At 74.2% G+C, this 14,662-nt stretch carries 16 protein-coding genes; 7 read left to right on the forward strand and 9 right to left on the reverse strand.

Annotation, left to right across the window (positions count from 1 at the left end):
• Positions 1 to 19: 19 nt before the first annotated feature.
• The gene (gene ypfJ / locus D7I43_RS06060; RefSeq protein WP_120327434.1) at positions 20 to 931 is read right to left on the reverse strand and encodes a KPN_02809 family neutral zinc metallopeptidase; all 912 of its coding nucleotides are present in this window, start codon (positions 929 to 931) and stop codon (positions 20 to 22) included.
• 244 nt (positions 932 to 1,175) lie between these two features.
• Here ypfJ and D7I43_RS06065 point away from each other — a divergent pair, with 244 nt between their 5' ends.
• Entirely contained in the window at positions 1,176 to 2,780 is a 1,605-nt protein-coding gene (locus D7I43_RS06065; RefSeq protein ID WP_120327383.1) for an ABC-F family ATP-binding cassette domain-containing protein, read from the forward strand.
• 164 nt (positions 2,781 to 2,944) lie between these two features.
• Here the strand turns inward: D7I43_RS06065 and D7I43_RS06070 are convergent, their stop codons facing one another.
• On the reverse strand, positions 2,945 to 3,535 hold the full coding sequence (locus D7I43_RS06070) for a cadmium resistance transporter (RefSeq protein WP_192902082.1): 591 nt from the start codon (positions 3,533 to 3,535) through the stop codon (positions 2,945 to 2,947).
• Between the two features lie 253 nt (positions 3,536 to 3,788).
• Between D7I43_RS06070 and D7I43_RS06075 the strand changes: the two genes are divergently transcribed.
• The 3 genes from D7I43_RS06075 to D7I43_RS06085 all read left to right on the forward strand — a co-directional run bounded on the left by D7I43_RS06075 (position 3,789) and on the right by D7I43_RS06085 (position 6,971).
• Positions 3,789 to 4,016 (forward strand): helix-turn-helix domain-containing protein, encoded by a 228-nt coding sequence (locus D7I43_RS06075; RefSeq protein WP_007462679.1) that lies wholly within the window; start codon positions 3,789 to 3,791, stop codon positions 4,014 to 4,016.
• Positions 4,017 to 4,119: 103 nt separating this feature from the next.
• Entirely contained in the window at positions 4,120 to 4,887 is a 768-nt protein-coding gene (locus tag D7I43_RS06080; protein WP_120327384.1) for an enoyl-CoA hydratase/isomerase family protein, read from the forward strand.
• A gap of 95 nt (positions 4,888 to 4,982) precedes the next feature.
• Entirely contained in the window at positions 4,983 to 6,971 is a 1,989-nt protein-coding gene (locus D7I43_RS06085; protein ID WP_240032811.1) for an ABC transporter ATP-binding protein, read from the forward strand.
• A 17-nt stretch (positions 6,972 to 6,988) separates the two neighbouring features.
• On the opposite strand, the gene mug is transcribed toward D7I43_RS06085, so the two are convergent.
• From mug to D7I43_RS06115, 6 genes are all read right to left on the reverse strand, one after another.
• Positions 6,989 to 7,666, reverse strand: a complete 678-nt coding sequence (gene mug / locus D7I43_RS06090; protein WP_120327385.1) for a G/U mismatch-specific DNA glycosylase — start codon at positions 7,664 to 7,666, stop codon at positions 6,989 to 6,991.
• Positions 7,663 to 8,424 carry an SDR family oxidoreductase gene (locus D7I43_RS06095; protein WP_120327386.1) on the reverse strand — a complete coding sequence of 254 codons (762 nt, stop codon included), beginning with the start codon at positions 8,422 to 8,424 and terminating at the stop codon, positions 7,663 to 7,665. The genes mug and D7I43_RS06095 overlap by 4 nt, the downstream gene beginning before the upstream one ends.
• 48 nt (positions 8,425 to 8,472) lie before the next feature.
• Positions 8,473 to 8,955, reverse strand: coding sequence for an SCO6045 C-terminal-like domain-containing protein (locus D7I43_RS06100; protein ID WP_240032821.1), 483 nt, complete (start codon positions 8,953 to 8,955; stop codon positions 8,473 to 8,475).
• A gap of 62 nt (positions 8,956 to 9,017) precedes the next feature.
• The gene (locus tag D7I43_RS06105; protein ID WP_120327437.1) at positions 9,018 to 9,836 is read right to left on the reverse strand and encodes an MbnB/TglH/ChrH family RiPP precursor modification enzyme; all 819 of its coding nucleotides are present in this window, start codon (positions 9,834 to 9,836) and stop codon (positions 9,018 to 9,020) included.
• Positions 9,833 to 10,750, reverse strand: a complete 918-nt coding sequence (locus D7I43_RS06110) for a TIGR04222 domain-containing membrane protein (RefSeq protein ID WP_120327387.1) — start codon at positions 10,748 to 10,750, stop codon at positions 9,833 to 9,835. The genes D7I43_RS06105 and D7I43_RS06110 overlap by 4 nt, the downstream gene beginning before the upstream one ends.
• 82 nt (positions 10,751 to 10,832) lie before the next feature.
• Positions 10,833 to 11,405 carry a TetR/AcrR family transcriptional regulator gene (locus D7I43_RS06115; RefSeq protein ID WP_120327388.1) on the reverse strand — a complete coding sequence of 191 codons (573 nt, stop codon included), beginning with the start codon at positions 11,403 to 11,405 and terminating at the stop codon, positions 10,833 to 10,835.
• A 93-nt stretch (positions 11,406 to 11,498) separates the two neighbouring features.
• Between D7I43_RS06115 and D7I43_RS06120 the strand changes: the two genes are divergently transcribed.
• The 3 genes from D7I43_RS06120 (at position 11,499) to D7I43_RS06130 (ending at position 14,184) form a co-directional block, all read left to right on the forward strand.
• On the forward strand, positions 11,499 to 12,362 hold the full coding sequence (locus D7I43_RS06120) for a carbon-nitrogen hydrolase family protein (protein ID WP_120327389.1): 864 nt from the start codon (positions 11,499 to 11,501) through the stop codon (positions 12,360 to 12,362).
• 55 nt (positions 12,363 to 12,417) lie between these two features.
• The gene (locus D7I43_RS06125; protein WP_120327390.1) at positions 12,418 to 13,062 is read left to right on the forward strand and encodes an HAD family hydrolase; all 645 of its coding nucleotides are present in this window, start codon (positions 12,418 to 12,420) and stop codon (positions 13,060 to 13,062) included.
• A 186-nt stretch (positions 13,063 to 13,248) separates the two neighbouring features.
• A complete protein-coding gene (locus D7I43_RS06130; RefSeq protein WP_120327391.1) occupies positions 13,249 to 14,184 on the forward strand; it encodes a serine protein kinase RIO in 936 nt (311 codons plus the stop codon).
• 133 nt (positions 14,185 to 14,317) lie between these two features.
• On the opposite strand, the gene D7I43_RS06135 is transcribed toward D7I43_RS06130, so the two are convergent.
• Positions 14,318 to 14,566, reverse strand: coding sequence for a DUF2630 family protein (locus D7I43_RS06135; RefSeq protein ID WP_120327392.1), 249 nt, complete (start codon positions 14,564 to 14,566; stop codon positions 14,318 to 14,320).
• Between the last annotated feature and the right edge of the window lie 96 nt (positions 14,567 to 14,662).

The following is a 14,662-nucleotide window of genomic DNA, read 5'->3' on the forward strand; positions in this document are numbered from 1 at the left end:
CGGATGGGGGAGGGAGGAATCAGCCGTTGCCGAAGGTGTCGCAGGCCTTCGGGTCCCCGCTGGAGTAGCCCCGGGTGAACCACTCCTTGCGCTGGGCCGACGAGCCGTGGGTGAACTCGTCCGGGTTCACCGGCCGGTTGGCCCGCTCCGAGATGGCGTCGTCGCCGATCTTCTCGGCGGTGTCGATCGCCTGCTGGATGTCCTGCTCGCTGATGCTCGTGAAGATCTTCTGGCCGCCCGCGTCGGCGGTGCCGGTGGCGTTGCGCGCCCACGCGCCCGCGTAGCAGTCGGCCTGCAGCTCCAGCTTCACCGAGAGCGCGTTGGCGTTGCCCGGGTCGCGCTGCTGCTGGCGGCGCATCTGCGCCTCGGTGCCGAGCAGGTCCTGCACGTGGTGGCCGTACTCGTGGGCCAGCACGTACGGCTGCGCGAACTCGCCCTCGGCGCCGAGCTGGTCGGCGAGCACCCGGTAGAAGCTGAGGTCGATGTAGACCAGGTCGTCGGCGGGGCAGTAGAACGGGCCGACGCCGGAGTCGGCTCCGCCGCACGCCGTGTTGACGGCCTGGCTGAAGAAGACGGTCTTCGACGGCTGGTACTGCTCGCCGAAGGCCCGGGGCAGCTCGGCCTGCCAGTACGCCTGGATGGAGTTGACGTAGAGGGTGTTCCGGCAGTCCAACTGCTGGAGCGCGTCGTCCGCCGAGCACTTCTGCTCCAGCGAGGTGTTGTCGCCCGTCGAGTCGCCGCCACCGTCCAGGGCCGCGTTCAGCCCGAAGCCGCCGCCGAGCAGGGCCACCAGGACCGCGACGACGAGGCCGACGATGCCGCCGCGGCCGCCACCGATGGGGATCGGTATCCCGCCGATACCGCCCCCGCCCGAGCCACGGCGGTCGTCCACCTGGCTGGTGTCGATCTGCGCGTTCTCGTTCAGCTGCATGTTGTCCCCGATCACCGATTGGGCCGTGAAGGTGCTTGCGGTACCGGACCGGGCCCGGACGCCTGGTTTCGTACCCGATGATCTTGATTGGTAATCCGGAGGGAAAGTCGGACGCCGGCCGGTACACTTGTCGCCGTGCTGCGCTGCGAAGGCTGAACCGCCCCGCGCCGACGGGCCCGTCGCCCGCCGGCGCTTTCGTGTGCCCTGAGTCAGCCTTCCAGACCCCGAGAGCGAGCCCCACGAAATGATCACTGCAACCGGCCTGGAGTTGCGCGCCGGCGCCCGCATCCTGCTGTCCGACACCACGCTGCGCGTGCAGCCCGGTGACCGGATCGGTCTGGTCGGCCGCAACGGCGCCGGCAAGACCACCACCCTCAAGGTGCTGGCGGGGGAGGGACAGCCGTACGCCGGGCAGATCGAGCGCCGCAGCAACATCGGCTACCTGCCGCAGGACCCGCGTACCGGCGACCTCGACGTCACCGGCCGGGACCGGGTGCTCTCCGCCCGGGGCCTCGACGTGCTCATGTCCCAGATGAAGGAGATCGAGGCCAAGCTCGCCGACGACGCCGACGAGCGCCTGGTGCGCCGCTACGGCGCGCTGGAGGACCAGTTCGCGTCGCTGGGCGGGTACGCCGCCGAGGCGGAGGCGGCCCGCATCTGCGCCAACCTCGGCCTGCCCGACCGGGCGCTCGCCCAGCCCATCGGCACCCTCTCCGGCGGTCAGCGTCGGCGCATCGAACTGGCCCGGATCCTGTTCCGCGACGCCGGCGAGAACGGCGGCGGCATCCTGCTGCTCGACGAGCCCACCAACCACCTCGACGCGGACTCGATCACCTGGCTGCGGGGCTTCCTCGCCAACCACAAGGGCGGGTTGGTCGTGATCAGCCACGACGCCTCGCTGCTTGACGCCGTCGTGAACAAGGTCTGGTTCCTCGACGCCACCCGCTCGGTCGTCGACGTCTACAACCTGGGCTGGAAGGCGTACCTGGAGGCCCGCGAGACCGACGAGCGCCGCCGCCGCCGCGAGCGGGCCAACGCCGAGAAGAAGGCCGGCGCGCTCATGGCCCAGGCCGACAAGATGCGGGCCAAGGCCACCAAGACGGTCGCCGCGCAGAACATGGCCCGCCGGGCCGAGCGGCTGCTGTCCGGGCTGGAGGAGGTGCGGGTCGCCGACAAGGTGGCCAAGGTGCGCTTCCCCACGCCGGCGCCGTGCGGCAAGACCCCGCTCACCGCCACGGGCCTCTCCAAGTCGTACGGCTCGCTGGAGATCTTCACCGACGTGAACGTGGCGGTCGACCGGGGCTCCCGGGTGGCCATCCTCGGGCTCAACGGCGCCGGCAAGACCACGTTGCTGCGGATCCTCGGCGGCCTGCTCGAACCGGACACCGGTCAGGTCAATCCGGGCCACGGCCTGCGGCTGGGCTACTACGCGCAGGAGCACGAGACGCTCGACGTGGACCGGAGCGTGCTGGACCACATGCGCAGCGCCGCGCCGGAGCAGACCGACACGGACCTGCGCAAGATCCTCGGCGCGTTCCTCTTCTCCGGCGAGGACGTGGACAAGCCCGCCGGGGTGCTGTCGGGCGGCGAGAAGACGCGGCTGGCCCTGGCTACCCTGGTCTGCTCGGGCGCCAACGTGCTGCTGCTCGACGAGCCCACCAACAACCTGGACCCGGTCAGCCGCGAGCAGGTGCTCGACGCGATCGCGCGCTACCCGGGCGCGATCGTGCTGGTCACGCACGACCCGGGCGCGGTCGAGGCGCTCAAGCCCGACCGGGCCATCCTGCTCCCCGACGGCGACGAGGACGCCTGGAGCGACGACCTCCTGGAACTGGTAGAGCTGGCCTGACCCATTCCGCGCGCCCGGCCGGGCTGCCCGGCCCCGGCCGGCTGCTCCCGTCGATCATGAGGTTATTGCCCTTCGCCTCGGCGTGTCGCGGCAATAACCTCATGATCGACGGGACGGGACGGCGCCGGGGCAGGGCAGGACGGGCGCCGGGGCGGGGCGGGGACTTACGGGATCAGGGTTGGCAGGTGGGACAGGACGCCGGAGGTGGCCAGGATGACCACGCCGATCGCCACGAAGAGGGCCGGGACGAGCCAGTGCCCGGCCCGCTCCACGAGGCGGACCACCCGGGGGTGCCCGCCGAGCCAGGCGCCCGCGGCGCACCAGAGCGCGACGAGCACCACGAACACCAGCAGGTAGACGGCGCTGTCGGCGGGGCCGAGGGCGCGGAACACCGGCACGTACACGGCCACGTTGTCGGCGCCGTTGGCGATGGTCACCCCGGCCACCCCGAGCGCGCCGGTCGCCACGGCCGGTGGCTCCTCGTCGTCGCGGTGGAGCAGCGCGCGGACGCCGAGCGCGATCGGCAGCAGGCCGAGCAGCCCCGTCCAGGGCTCCGGTACGACCAGCAGCCCGGCCGCGACGACGGCGCTCGCCACCGCCAGCACGCCGATGCCCAGGTACTGCCCGGCGACGATCTGCCGGCGTCGCGGCCGGCCGGTGGTGCGCGCGGCCACGAAGAACAGGGTCAGGATGACGATGTCGTCGATGTCGGTGGCCGCGAAGACCACGGCGGCGGCGCCCGCGCTGCCGAGCATGTCGATCACGCTCGGCAGACTACGGCCCGGGCCGGCTCGATCGGGCACCCGGAGCCGCCGGCAGCGGGTCGGCCCGCCGCTACGCGGGCGGTGGGAGGGACCCGGCTTCCGCAAGGGCGTCACCCTATCGGGAAGCTGACATCGCATAGCGTGTCGGTTGGCGAATAGTTGATATCTGGCGCATGATCGTTCGAGGCGGTCTAATAGGTGGGACCGTATCCGAACCGCACAGTCTGGGACGTGAGGACACAGCATGGCAGCCACCGGCACAGCCACCAGCACTGAGAAGGGTCGCCGGATCGTCGGAGCCGAGCGTCAGACGCTCGCCAAGGACCTGGTAAAGCGGTACACCTCGGGGGAGAGCATCCGCGCCCTCGCGGCCTCGACCGGCCGTTCCTACGGCTTCATCCACCGAGTGCTCACCGAGTCCGGCGTGCAGCTGCGCCAGCGCGGCGGCGCCCGGCGTCGCAAGAAGGCGTGACGTACCCCGCGACGACGTTCGTTCGGTCCGCGGTGCCGCATCGCGGCGCGCAGGCCGGATCATCGTCCCGCTCGTTCATCCGCGCCGTCCTTCGGGCCGCCCGGTGACCGCCGAGGCGACCGGAGTACGGCTGGACTGCGACGGGCCGGTCGCGACGGTCACGTTGTGCCGGCCCGACGTGCTCAACGCCCAGACTCCGGCCATGTGGCGCGCGATGATCGACTTCTCCCGGGAGCTTCCGGGCGACGTCCGCGTCGTGGTCGTGCGCGGTGAGGGCCGCGCGTTCTCCGCCGGCCTCGACCTGTCGGTCGCCGGCGCGTCCGGGCCGGGTTCCTTCGTCGAGCTCGCCGGCCTGCCCGAGCAGGAGTGCGCCGACCGGATCGCCGAGTTCCAGGCCGCCTTCACCTGGCTGCACCGCCCGGACATCATCTCCGTGGCGGCCGTGCAGGGCCACGCCATCGGGGCCGGCTTCCAGCTCGCCCTCGCCTGCGACCTGCGGGTGCTCGCGCAGGACGCGAAGCTCTCGATGGCCGAGGTGACCCTCGGTCTCGTGCCGGACCTCGCCGGCACCAAGCGCCTGGTCGAGCTGGTCGGCTACTCCCGGGCGCTGGAGATCTGCGCCACCGGCCGCCGGATGGACGCCGCCGAGGCGGACCGGATCGGGCTCGCCACGCTCGTCGTACCGCCGGCTGACCTCGACGGGGCGGTGGCCGACCTGACCGCCGGCCTGCTGGCCAACAACCGGGACGCGGTCGTGGAGATCAAGGCGCTGCTCGCCGGTGCCGCCGCCCGCAGCCACGCCGAGCAGCAGCGGGCGGAACGCGAGGCGCAGACCCGCCGCCTGCGGGACCTCGCCGGGCGGGGAGAATAGTAAGGACCGTCCGGGAAGATTCGGGTTACGAGCGAGGTTGTCACACTCGTCGGGAGAATTGACCCGACGGTGTGGTCGACCCGACGATCCCGGAGGTGAGCGTGTCCAACCCGATGGGCGGCGTGGCCGGCTGGAGCATGCTCCGGTCGATGCGCAACGAGGACGAGGTCTCCGCGCACCGGCTCCGGCGCGGGGTGGCGCGGCGGATCGTGGCGTTCGCCCGGCCCTACCGGCGAGACATCATCGTCTTCCTCGTCACCGTCGTGCTGGCCGCGATCATCGGGGTGGCGACGCCGGTGCTCGCCGGTGACGTGATCAACGCGATCAACCGGGGCGGGTCCGAAGCCGGTTCGCTGGTGGTCCGTCTGGCGCTGATCATCGCCGGCCTCGCGATCGCCGACGCGCTGCTCTCCCTCGCGCAACGGTGGTACTCGGCGCGCATCGGCGAGGGCATCATCCTCGACCTGCGCACACGGGTCTACGACCACGTGCAGCGCATGCCGTTGCAGTTCTTCACCCGGACCCAGACCGGCGCCCTGGTGAGCCGCCTCAACAACGACGTGCTCGGCGCCCAGCGGGCCTTCACCTCGACGCTCTCCGGCGTGGTCAGCAACGTCATCCAGCTCGTGCTGACCGCCGGCGTCATGTTCACCCTCTCCTGGCAGATCACGGCCCTGTCGCTCGTGCTGCTGCCGCTCTTCATCATCCCGGCCCGGCGCGTCGGCCGCCGCCTCGCCGACATCACCCGCGAGGCGTACAACCTGGACGCCAAGATGAACGCCACCATGACCGAGCGGTTCGGCGTGGCCGGCGCCCTGCTGGTCAAGCTGTTCGGCCAGCCGGAGGCGGAGGCGCGCCGGTTCGCCGTGCGGGCCGAGCGGGTGCGCGACATCGGCATCCAGTCCGCCATGTACTCGCGGACGTTCTTCGTGGCCATGCTGCTCGTCGCCTCGCTCGCCCAGGCCCTCACGTACGGGCTGGGCGGCTGGCTCGCCGTCGGCGGCCACGTCAGCGCCGGCACCGTCGTGACGCTCGCGCTGCTGCTCACCCGGCTGTACGGCCCGCTGACCGCCCTCTCCAACGTCCGTGTCGACGTGATGAGCGCGCTGGTCTCCTTCGACCGGGTCTTCGAGGTGCTCGACCTGCGCCCGGCGATCGAGGAGAAGCCCGACGCCGTGCCGGTGCCGCGGGGCAACGGCCGCGTCGAGTTCCGCGACGTCCGGTTCCGCTACCCGAGCGCCGTGGAGATCTCGCTCGCGTCGCTGGAGGAGGTGGCCACGCTCGACCGTACGGTCAACGAGCCGGTGCTGCGCGGCGTCTCCTTCACCGTCGAGCCGGGGCAGATGGTGGCCCTCGTGGGCCCGTCCGGTGCCGGCAAGTCGACGCTGTCCATGCTGATCCCGCGCGTCTACGACGTCACCGACGGCCAGGTGCTGGTCGGCGGCGTCGACGTGCGGGACGCCACCCTGGCCTCGCTGCGCGACGAGATCGGCGTGGTCACCCAGGACTCGCACCTGTTCCACGAGACGATCCGCGAGAACCTGCGGTACGCGAAGCCGGACGCCACCGACGACGAACTCTGGGCGGCGCTGGCCGGCGCGCAGGTCGCCGACCTGATCCGGTCCCTGCCCGACGGGCTGGACACCACGGTCGGCGAGCGCGGCTACCGCTTCTCCGGCGGCGAGAAGCAGCGCATCGCCATCGCCCGGCTGCTGCTCAAGGCGCCCTCGATCGTCATCCTCGACGAGGCGACGGCCCACCTCGACTCGGAGAGCGAGGCCGCCGTGCAGCGGGCGCTGTCGGTGGCGCTGGCCGGGCGTACGGCGCTGGTCATCGCGCACCGGCTCTCGACGGTCCGCGACGCCGACCAGATCCTCGTCCTCGACGGCGGACGGATCGTCGAGCGGGGGCGGCACGAGGAACTGGTGGCCGTCGGCGGCCTCTACGCCGAGCTCTACCGCACGCAGTTCGCGGTCGCCGACTCGCCCACGCCGTACGTGGACGCGACCGGCCCGGAGCCCGTCGTCATGCCGCTGGGCACGTACGTGCCCGACGAGGCGCTGCCGCCGGCCGCCGCGAACTGACCCCCGGCCGGGGCGGCTCAGAGCACGGTCGACGCCTGGCGCAGCTCGGCGAAGGCCGCGCCCAGGGTCTCGGGCGTGAAGTGGGCGTTCAGGCCGTTCGGGTTGGGCAGCACCCACAGCCGGGCGTCGGCGAGGCGTTCCGGCTGGGCGCCGAACGTGGCCTTCGGCCGCGCGAAGCCGATGCGGTACGCGGTCACCCCGACCACCGCCACCCAGCGGGGCCGGTACCGCGCCACCTTGTCCCGGAGGATCTGCGCGCCCTCGACCAGTTCGGCGGCGGTCAGCTCGTCGGCGCGGGCGCTGGCCCGGGCCACCATGTTGGTGATGCCGATCCCGTACCCGGGCAGCGTGTCCTGCTCGCTCGGGTGCAGCAGCCGAGGGGTGAACCCGCCCCGGTGCAGCGCCGGCCAGAACCGGTTGCCGGGCCGCGCGAAGTGCCAGCCCGTGGCGGCCGACCAGAGTCCGGGGTTGATCCCGACGAACAGCACGTCCAGGCCCGGCGCGATGACGTCGGGGAGGGTGCGGTCGGCCGCCGCCGCGAGTTCCTCCCGGGTGGGCCGGGGATAGCGGCCGGCGGGGCTGGTCGCGGGACGGTGGTCGCCGGCCGGTGTGGAACCGGGCCGCCGCGCGCCCGGGGCCGGTGTGCCGGGGCGGGACCGGTCGGGCCGGCGTCCGCCGGACGGATCGGGGGTCACAGCGTACGCAGCGCGCCGCCGTCGACGGGAATGGTGATCCCGGTGAGGTAGCTGGCGGCGGGGGAGAGGACGAACGCGGCGACGCGGCCGAACTCGGCGGGGTCGCCGATGCGGCGCAGGGGGATGCCCGCTTCGATCTCGGTGAGGGCCAGGCCCGGGTCACCGGCGGCGGCCAGCAGCTCCCGGTTGCGGTCGGTGAGGATGCGGCCGGGGAGGAGCCCGACGACCCGTACGCCGCGCGGCCCGTACTCGTCGGCCACGTCCTTCGCGGCTCCCACCAGGCCGGGCCGCAGCCCGTTGGAGATGCCCAGCCCGGGCACCGGGCTCCGGGCGGAGGTGGAGAGGACCAGCCCGATCGCCCCGCCGTCGGTGAGGGAGGCGGCGACCGCGCGCAGGGCGCGTACGGCCCCGAGGAAGACCGTCTCGAACGAGGCCCGCCACTGTTCGTCGGTGACCGACGCGACCGTGCCCGGCGGCGGCCCGCCCACCGAGATCAGCGCACCGTCGAGCCGGCCGAAGTGCTCGCGGGCCGCGGCGACCAGGCGCTCGGGAGTCGTCGGGTCGCCGAGGTCGGCGGCGACACCCACCGCGCGCTCCGCGCCGCCGAGGCGCTGCGCCGCGTCGGCGACCGCGTCGGCGTCCCGCGCCGACAGCACCACGCGCGCGCCGTCGGCGACCAGATACTCGGCCGTCGCGTACCCGAGGCCCTTGGAGGCGCCGGTCAGCACGTACACCCGTTCGGTGAGTCCGAGATCCATGCCGCCGATCCTGCCGTACGCCGGTCGACCAGGGCCAGCCGCGGTGACCTACGCGGCGCGGCTGGCGGGGCGGAGGAGGCGCACCCGCCCGGCGACCTGGACCGCGACGGCACCTCCCGCGCGGCCGAGCGACGGCAACCGGCGCGGTCGGGGCGCCCGCCGGCCGTCGTAGCGGGCGGCGGCCTCCCGCAACGCGAGCTCCTCGGCGCCGAGCGGTGGCAGCGTGCCCCGCTCGCGCAGCGCGCGGGCCAGGTCCCAACCGTCGCGCAGCGACCCCTGGGTCGGCCGCCCGGCCGCCCAACCGGCGAACGTCGCCGTCCAGTCGGACCCGAAGGAGGCCGCCAGGAGGGGCCAGTGCCGGGCCACCTCGCCGGCCCGCTTGCGCAGCAGGGCGGTGCGGGCCGCGGCCAGCGGCGCCGGAGCGAACCCGGGCGGCACCGGCCCGCCGGCGACCAGGGCGGCCACCAGCTCCGCCTGCCGCGCGGCGAGGTCGTCCACGCGCTCCGCCTGCCGCGCGGCGAGGTCGTCCACCTGCTCCGGCTGCCGCGCCGCCAGGTCGTCCACGCGGCCTCCGTCCGCCGCCGGTCCCACCGTCACGTGACCACCGGGAAGCCGGACGCCGCGGCGAGCGCGTCGAGTTCGGCGCGGAGCACGGACGCGGGCGGGTAGGCGCCGTCGCGTTCGAGCAGCAGCGCGGGCGGTCGCCGACGGGCGCAGAGTTCCCCGACCAGCTCCAGCACGGCCGGCGGAACCGGATCGGTGTGCGTGTCGTGGTAGAAGCCGCCGTGCTCGGCGCCGCCGGCCACGTGCACGTAGCCGACCCGCTCCAGCGGCAGCCGGTCGAGCAGGTCGAGCGGGTCGGCGCCCCGGTTGCGCGCGTTGGCGTAGACGTTGGCGATGTCGAGCAGCAGCAGCGCCCCGGTCCTGTCGAGGATCTCGGTGAGGAACGCGGCCTCGTCCAGCTCGTCGTCGGGCCAGTCGAAGAGCGCGGCGATCGGCTCCAGCGCGATCGGCACCGGGATCTCCGCCTGCGCGCGGGCCACGTTGGCGCAGACGGCGTCCACGGCGGCCCGGCTGCGCGGCAACGGCAGCAGGTGACCGGCCTCCAGCCCGCCGGCGCGGACGAACGCGATGTGCTCGCTCACCAGCGGCGCGGCGACCAGCTCGGCCACCGCGGCGAGGTGCGCGACCCGGGCCGGGTCGACGGGCTCCGCCCCGCCGAGGGAGAGCCGTACGCCGTGGGGCACGACGGTCACCCCGCGACCGCGCAGGTCGGCGAGCCCGGGCGGCAGCGGCCCGGAGGCCGCCACCGACTCCGCCACCACCTCGACGAACCGCAGCCCGGGCAGCTCGGCGACGAAGCCGGCGATCTCGGGGCGCCAGCCGATGCCGACGCCCGTCGGGCCGGTCATCCGCCGCACCCGCCCCCGCCGCAGCCACCTCCGCCGCAGGAGCTGCCGCCTCCGCACGAACTGCCGCCGCCGCACGAGCCACCTCCGCTCGTGCCGCTGTAGCCACCGGCGCCGGAGATCGCCTGCCGCTGGATCTCGGCCTGCTCGGCGAAGCCGGGATCGAGGGCCCAGAGCGAGGCGGTGCCGAACAGCGCCACGCCCATGGCGGCGCCGGCCGCGCCGTACGTCGCGTACGCCGGGGACGACGACGGCGCGAGGTGGACGTGCTGCCGCCGCGTCTCGCGCAGCGCCCGCCGGCCGGCGCGGGTCAGGTGCGGCACCCGGCCCAGCACCAGGAGGAACACGAAGATCGCCGCCAGGCTGAGCATGAGGTAGCCGGTGGGTCGCCCGTTGGTGAGCCCGGCGACGGCCCGCATCCCGCCGATGATCAGCAGCGAGATCAGGAAGAACGCGCCCCGCCGCGCGGCGGTCCGCTGGACGGCCGTGAGGAGCAGCCCGCGCTGTTCGAGGCCCTCGCGCAGGTCGGTGAGCGCCCGGCTCACCCACTGGTCCCGGGGCAGGTCCCGCACCCGGGCCCGCTTGCCGGCCGCACGGAACACCGCCTGGTCCAGCGGGGTCGTCCCCGCGGGCAGTGCCCCCGTCGTCATGAGCCGGCGGTCCGGTCCGACCCCGATGGCACCCGTGCTGCGCAGGCCACCGACGGTGGCGTGCACGGCGAGGCCGGGACCGCCGTTGAGGAACGCCACCTGCTGTGGGCCGAGCGTCAGGGTGCCGGCGTCGCCGGGGCCGGCGAGCAGCCGTACGCGGTGGATCACCGAGACGACCACGACGAGCGCGGCCGCGGCGAGGTAGAACCGGAGGAAGGTCGGACCGGGGATGCCCCAGGTGTCGCCCGGGGCGGCGAGGTCGGTCATCGGCTGCTCCTGTCACCGGAGGGTCGGCCGCCCCATTGTGGAGCACCATCGCCATCGCCGGCGCACCGCGTCCGGCGGCCGGCTAGCGGCGGCGGACCGCCTCCTCGACGAGATCGAGCACCGGGCCGAGGTCACCGGCCGGGCGTCCCATCGCGAGATGCAGCACCAGGCCGTCGTAGGCGAGTTCGAGGAACTGGGCCAGCACGTCGATGGGGACGTCCTCGCGCAGGACACCGGCCTCGCGCTGGCGGGCCAGCCGGTCGCGGGTCGCCTCGGCGATCGCCGCGGACCGCTGGGCCCACCGCCGGGCGAACGCCGGGTCGGTCCGCAGTCGACGGGACACCTCCAGCTGGGTGCCCAACCACCCGGTCGTGTCCGGGGACATCGCCCCGGCCAGCAGGTCCCGCATCACCTGGACGAGGCCGTTGCGGGCCACCGTCTCGACCATCGCCGCGGCGTCGTCCTCGGCCACGGCGAGGAAGAGCGAGTCCTTGTCGCGGAAGTGGTGGAAGATGGCTCCGCGGGACAGCCCGGTGGCCTCCTCGAGCCGGCGCACGGTGGCGCCCTCGTAACCGTGCCGGGCGAAACACGCCCGCGACGCGGCGAGGATCTCCTGCCGCCGCGCGTCGAGCTGGTCCTGGCTTACTCTGGGCACGCGTCGATCGTCCCAGGTGACCCCGGGTAACGCAAACCGTACGTACGGCTTGGGATCTGGAGGTCGTACCGGCCCCGGTCTACCATCGGCCGCGTGACGCCACCCCCCGCCGCCCTCCCTCCCGCCCCGCTGACCGTGGCCGCCGTGCAGGCCGAGCCGGTGCCCGGGGACGTCGCCGGCAACGCCGCCACCGCCGCCCGGCTCGTCACCCGGGCCGCCGAGCGGGGTGCCCGGGTGGCCGTACTCCCGGAGCTCTTCCTGCCCGCGTACCACCCGCCGACGCTCTCGGCGGACCCCGCCGGCACCGACGTGGCGACCACCGGCGAGCGTACGGTGACGGATCCGCGCCTGGCGCCGCTGTGCGAGGCGGCCGCCGCCGGCGGAGTCACCGTGGTGGTCGGCGCCGCTGTGCGCCACCCCGACGGGCGGCGCACCATCTCCTCCCTCGTCGTGGACCGCGGTGGGGCCGTGCGGGTGGGCTACGACAAGCAGCAGCTGTGGGGCGACGAGCGGGAACTCTTCAGTCCCGGGTCCCGGGGTGCCACCCTGCTCGTCGACGGCTGGCGGCTGGGGCTCGGCATCTGCTACGACGGCTGCTTCCCCGAGCACGGCCGGGCCGCCGCCGCCGACGGCGCGCACGGTTACCTCTGCCCGAGCGGCTACCTGGCCGGCTCGGAGCACCGCCGCGACCTCTACTACGCGGCCCGGGCCCTCGACAACACCATGTACGTGGTCTTCGCCAACGCCGTGGGCGGCGCCGACCCCTGGCGCTTCAACGGCGGGGCGGCCGTCTACGACCCGGAGGGGCGCCCGCTGGCCCGCGGCGCGGACGCCGGCGAGGACGTCCTGGTCGCGACGCTCGACCCGGCCCAGCTCGCGGCCACCCGGGCGGCGCACTCGATGCTCGCCGACCGCCTGCCCGACCAGGGTTCCGACCGGCTCTCGCTGGTCGGCTGAGGAGTTCACGTAACGGATCTGTCGGCGGAGGCGCTGGTTCCCGTAGGGTGCCCGAGTGCCACTGCTCCTCCTGGACCTGGACAACACCCTGCTCGACCGAGCCGGGGCGTTCCGCGCCTGGGGGCAGCGCTTCCTCGACGGCATCGGCGCGCCCCGAAGCGACATCGACTGGCTGTTGTCCATCGACGCCGACGGGCTGACCGACCGGTGGGACGTGGCCGACGCGATCCGGGACCGGTACGCCCTGCGCATCCCGTCGATCGACCTCGTGGAGGAACTGCACGACGGGGTGGTGACGCACACCCGCCTCGACCCGCTGGTGGCCTGTGCGCTGCGGATCGCCGACGACGCCGGCTGGGTGCCGGTGGTGGTCACCAACGGGGCGGTACGGCAGGAGGAAGCCAAGATCCGTAACACCGGGCTCGACCGGTACGTCGCGGACTGGGTCATCTCCGAGGAGGCCGGGGTCAGCAAGCCCAACCCGCGCATCTTCGCCATGGCGGCGCAGCGGGTGCGGATGCGGCTGCGCGGGGCGTGGGTGGTCGGCGACAGCCCGGAGGCCGACATCGGCGGCGCGGCGGCGGTCGGCCTGCCCAGCGTCTGGCTGCACCGGGGGAGGACCTGGTCGGACGGCCGGTTCCGCCCGACCCGGGTCGCGGACGGGCTGATCGCCGCGGTCGCCACCGTCCTGGCCGGCTGACCGCGGCGGTCGCGGCCCGGCCGGGTCACGCAAATTCGATTGACCGGTCGCGGGGCGCCGGTGAGCATGGAGCGCGCATCGTGCACACGGGCGTACGCCCGTCGAGGAGAGGGGGTCGGTCATGGCCGTCATCTCGGGTCGTCTTCACCGGCCTCCATCCGCCTCGATCAAGGGACAACCACCGCAGTGCGCGAACACGACTTTCCGGCGCAGGGGCGCCGGACCCGCGGCAGGCGCCGCTTCGACGACGACGAACCGCAGTTTCTGAGGCACGGCCGGCGACCCGAGCCGGTCGTCGCCGACCCGGACGACGCACCGGACCCGGACACCGGCGAGCGCTGGTCGTCCTGGGACGACGCCGTGCACGGCCCGGAGCCGCACCCGGCCTGGGTGGTCACCGAGCTGGCCGCGAAGGACACCGACCTCGGTGTGCTGAAGACGGGCAAGGAGGCGGACGTCCACCTGGTCCGCCGGGCGGTGCCCGGCACCGACCGCTCCTGCCTGCTGGCCGCCAAACGGTACCGGGACGCCGACCACCGGCTGTTCCACCGCGACGCCGGCTACCTGGAGGGACGGCGGGTCCGCCGGTCCCGGGAGAACCGGGCGATGGCCGGCCGGACCGCCTTCGGCCGGCAGCTCATCGCCGGGCAGTGGGCGGCGGCCGAGTTCACGGCGCTGGCACGGCTCTGGGAGATCGGCGCGGCGCACGGCAGGATCGCCGTGCCCTACCCGGTGCAGCTGCGCGGCACGGAACTGATGCTGGAGTTCCTCGGCGACCCGGACGAGGGGACGGCCGCGCCCCGGCTGGCCCAGCTCCGGCCGGACGCGGCGGGACTGCGCGATCTCTGGGAGCAGCTGGTGGACGCGCTGGTGGTGCTCGCGCGGGCCGGGTACGCCCACGGTGACCTCTCGCCGTACAACCTGCTGGTGCACCACGACCGGCTCGTCATGATCGACCTGCCGCAGGTGGTCGACGTGGTGGGCAATCCCCAGGGCCCCGAGTTCCTGGCCCGGGACGTCCGGGTGGTCGCCACCTGGTTCGCGGCCCGGGGCCTGCCGGCCGACGTGGCGGATCCGACCACGCTCACCGAGGACCTGTTGCGCGAGGCGGGAATCCGCTGAACGGGGCGGGCGTCCGCCGAACCGGGCGGGCGCCCGCGAAACGGGGCGGGCCGGGCGCCGCGGGGCCGGGCCCGCGCGACCGGGTCCGGCGATGCCGGCGCGGCGCCGCCGGACCCGGTCCGCCCCACGCCGGTCACTGGAGGTAGCGCTCGACCTCGGGCTTGGGGCGTACGCCCTGGGCGTCCGGGTCGCCGTGGGTGCTCCGGGCGGCGCGGCGGCGGCGGAGCAGGTCCCAGCACTGGTCGAGGGACTCCTCCAGCTCCCGCAGCCGGTCGCGGGTCGCCTCGTCGGTGCCCGTGTGGCCGGCCTGCGCCTCCGCGCGCAGCCGGTGCTCCTCGTCGACCATCTCGGTGATCCGGTTCAGGACCGTCTTGTCGTCCATGACCAAGAGCCTGTCACAGGGCGTTCTGCCCTGCGCGCGTTCCCTCACCCTCCGGGCCGCTCCGGGCCGCGGCGGTCGCGGGTGTGCCGATCGTCA

Source organism: Micromonospora globbae (assembly GCF_003610785.1).
Lineage (GTDB): Bacteria > Actinomycetota > Actinomycetes > Mycobacteriales > Micromonosporaceae > Micromonospora > Micromonospora globbae.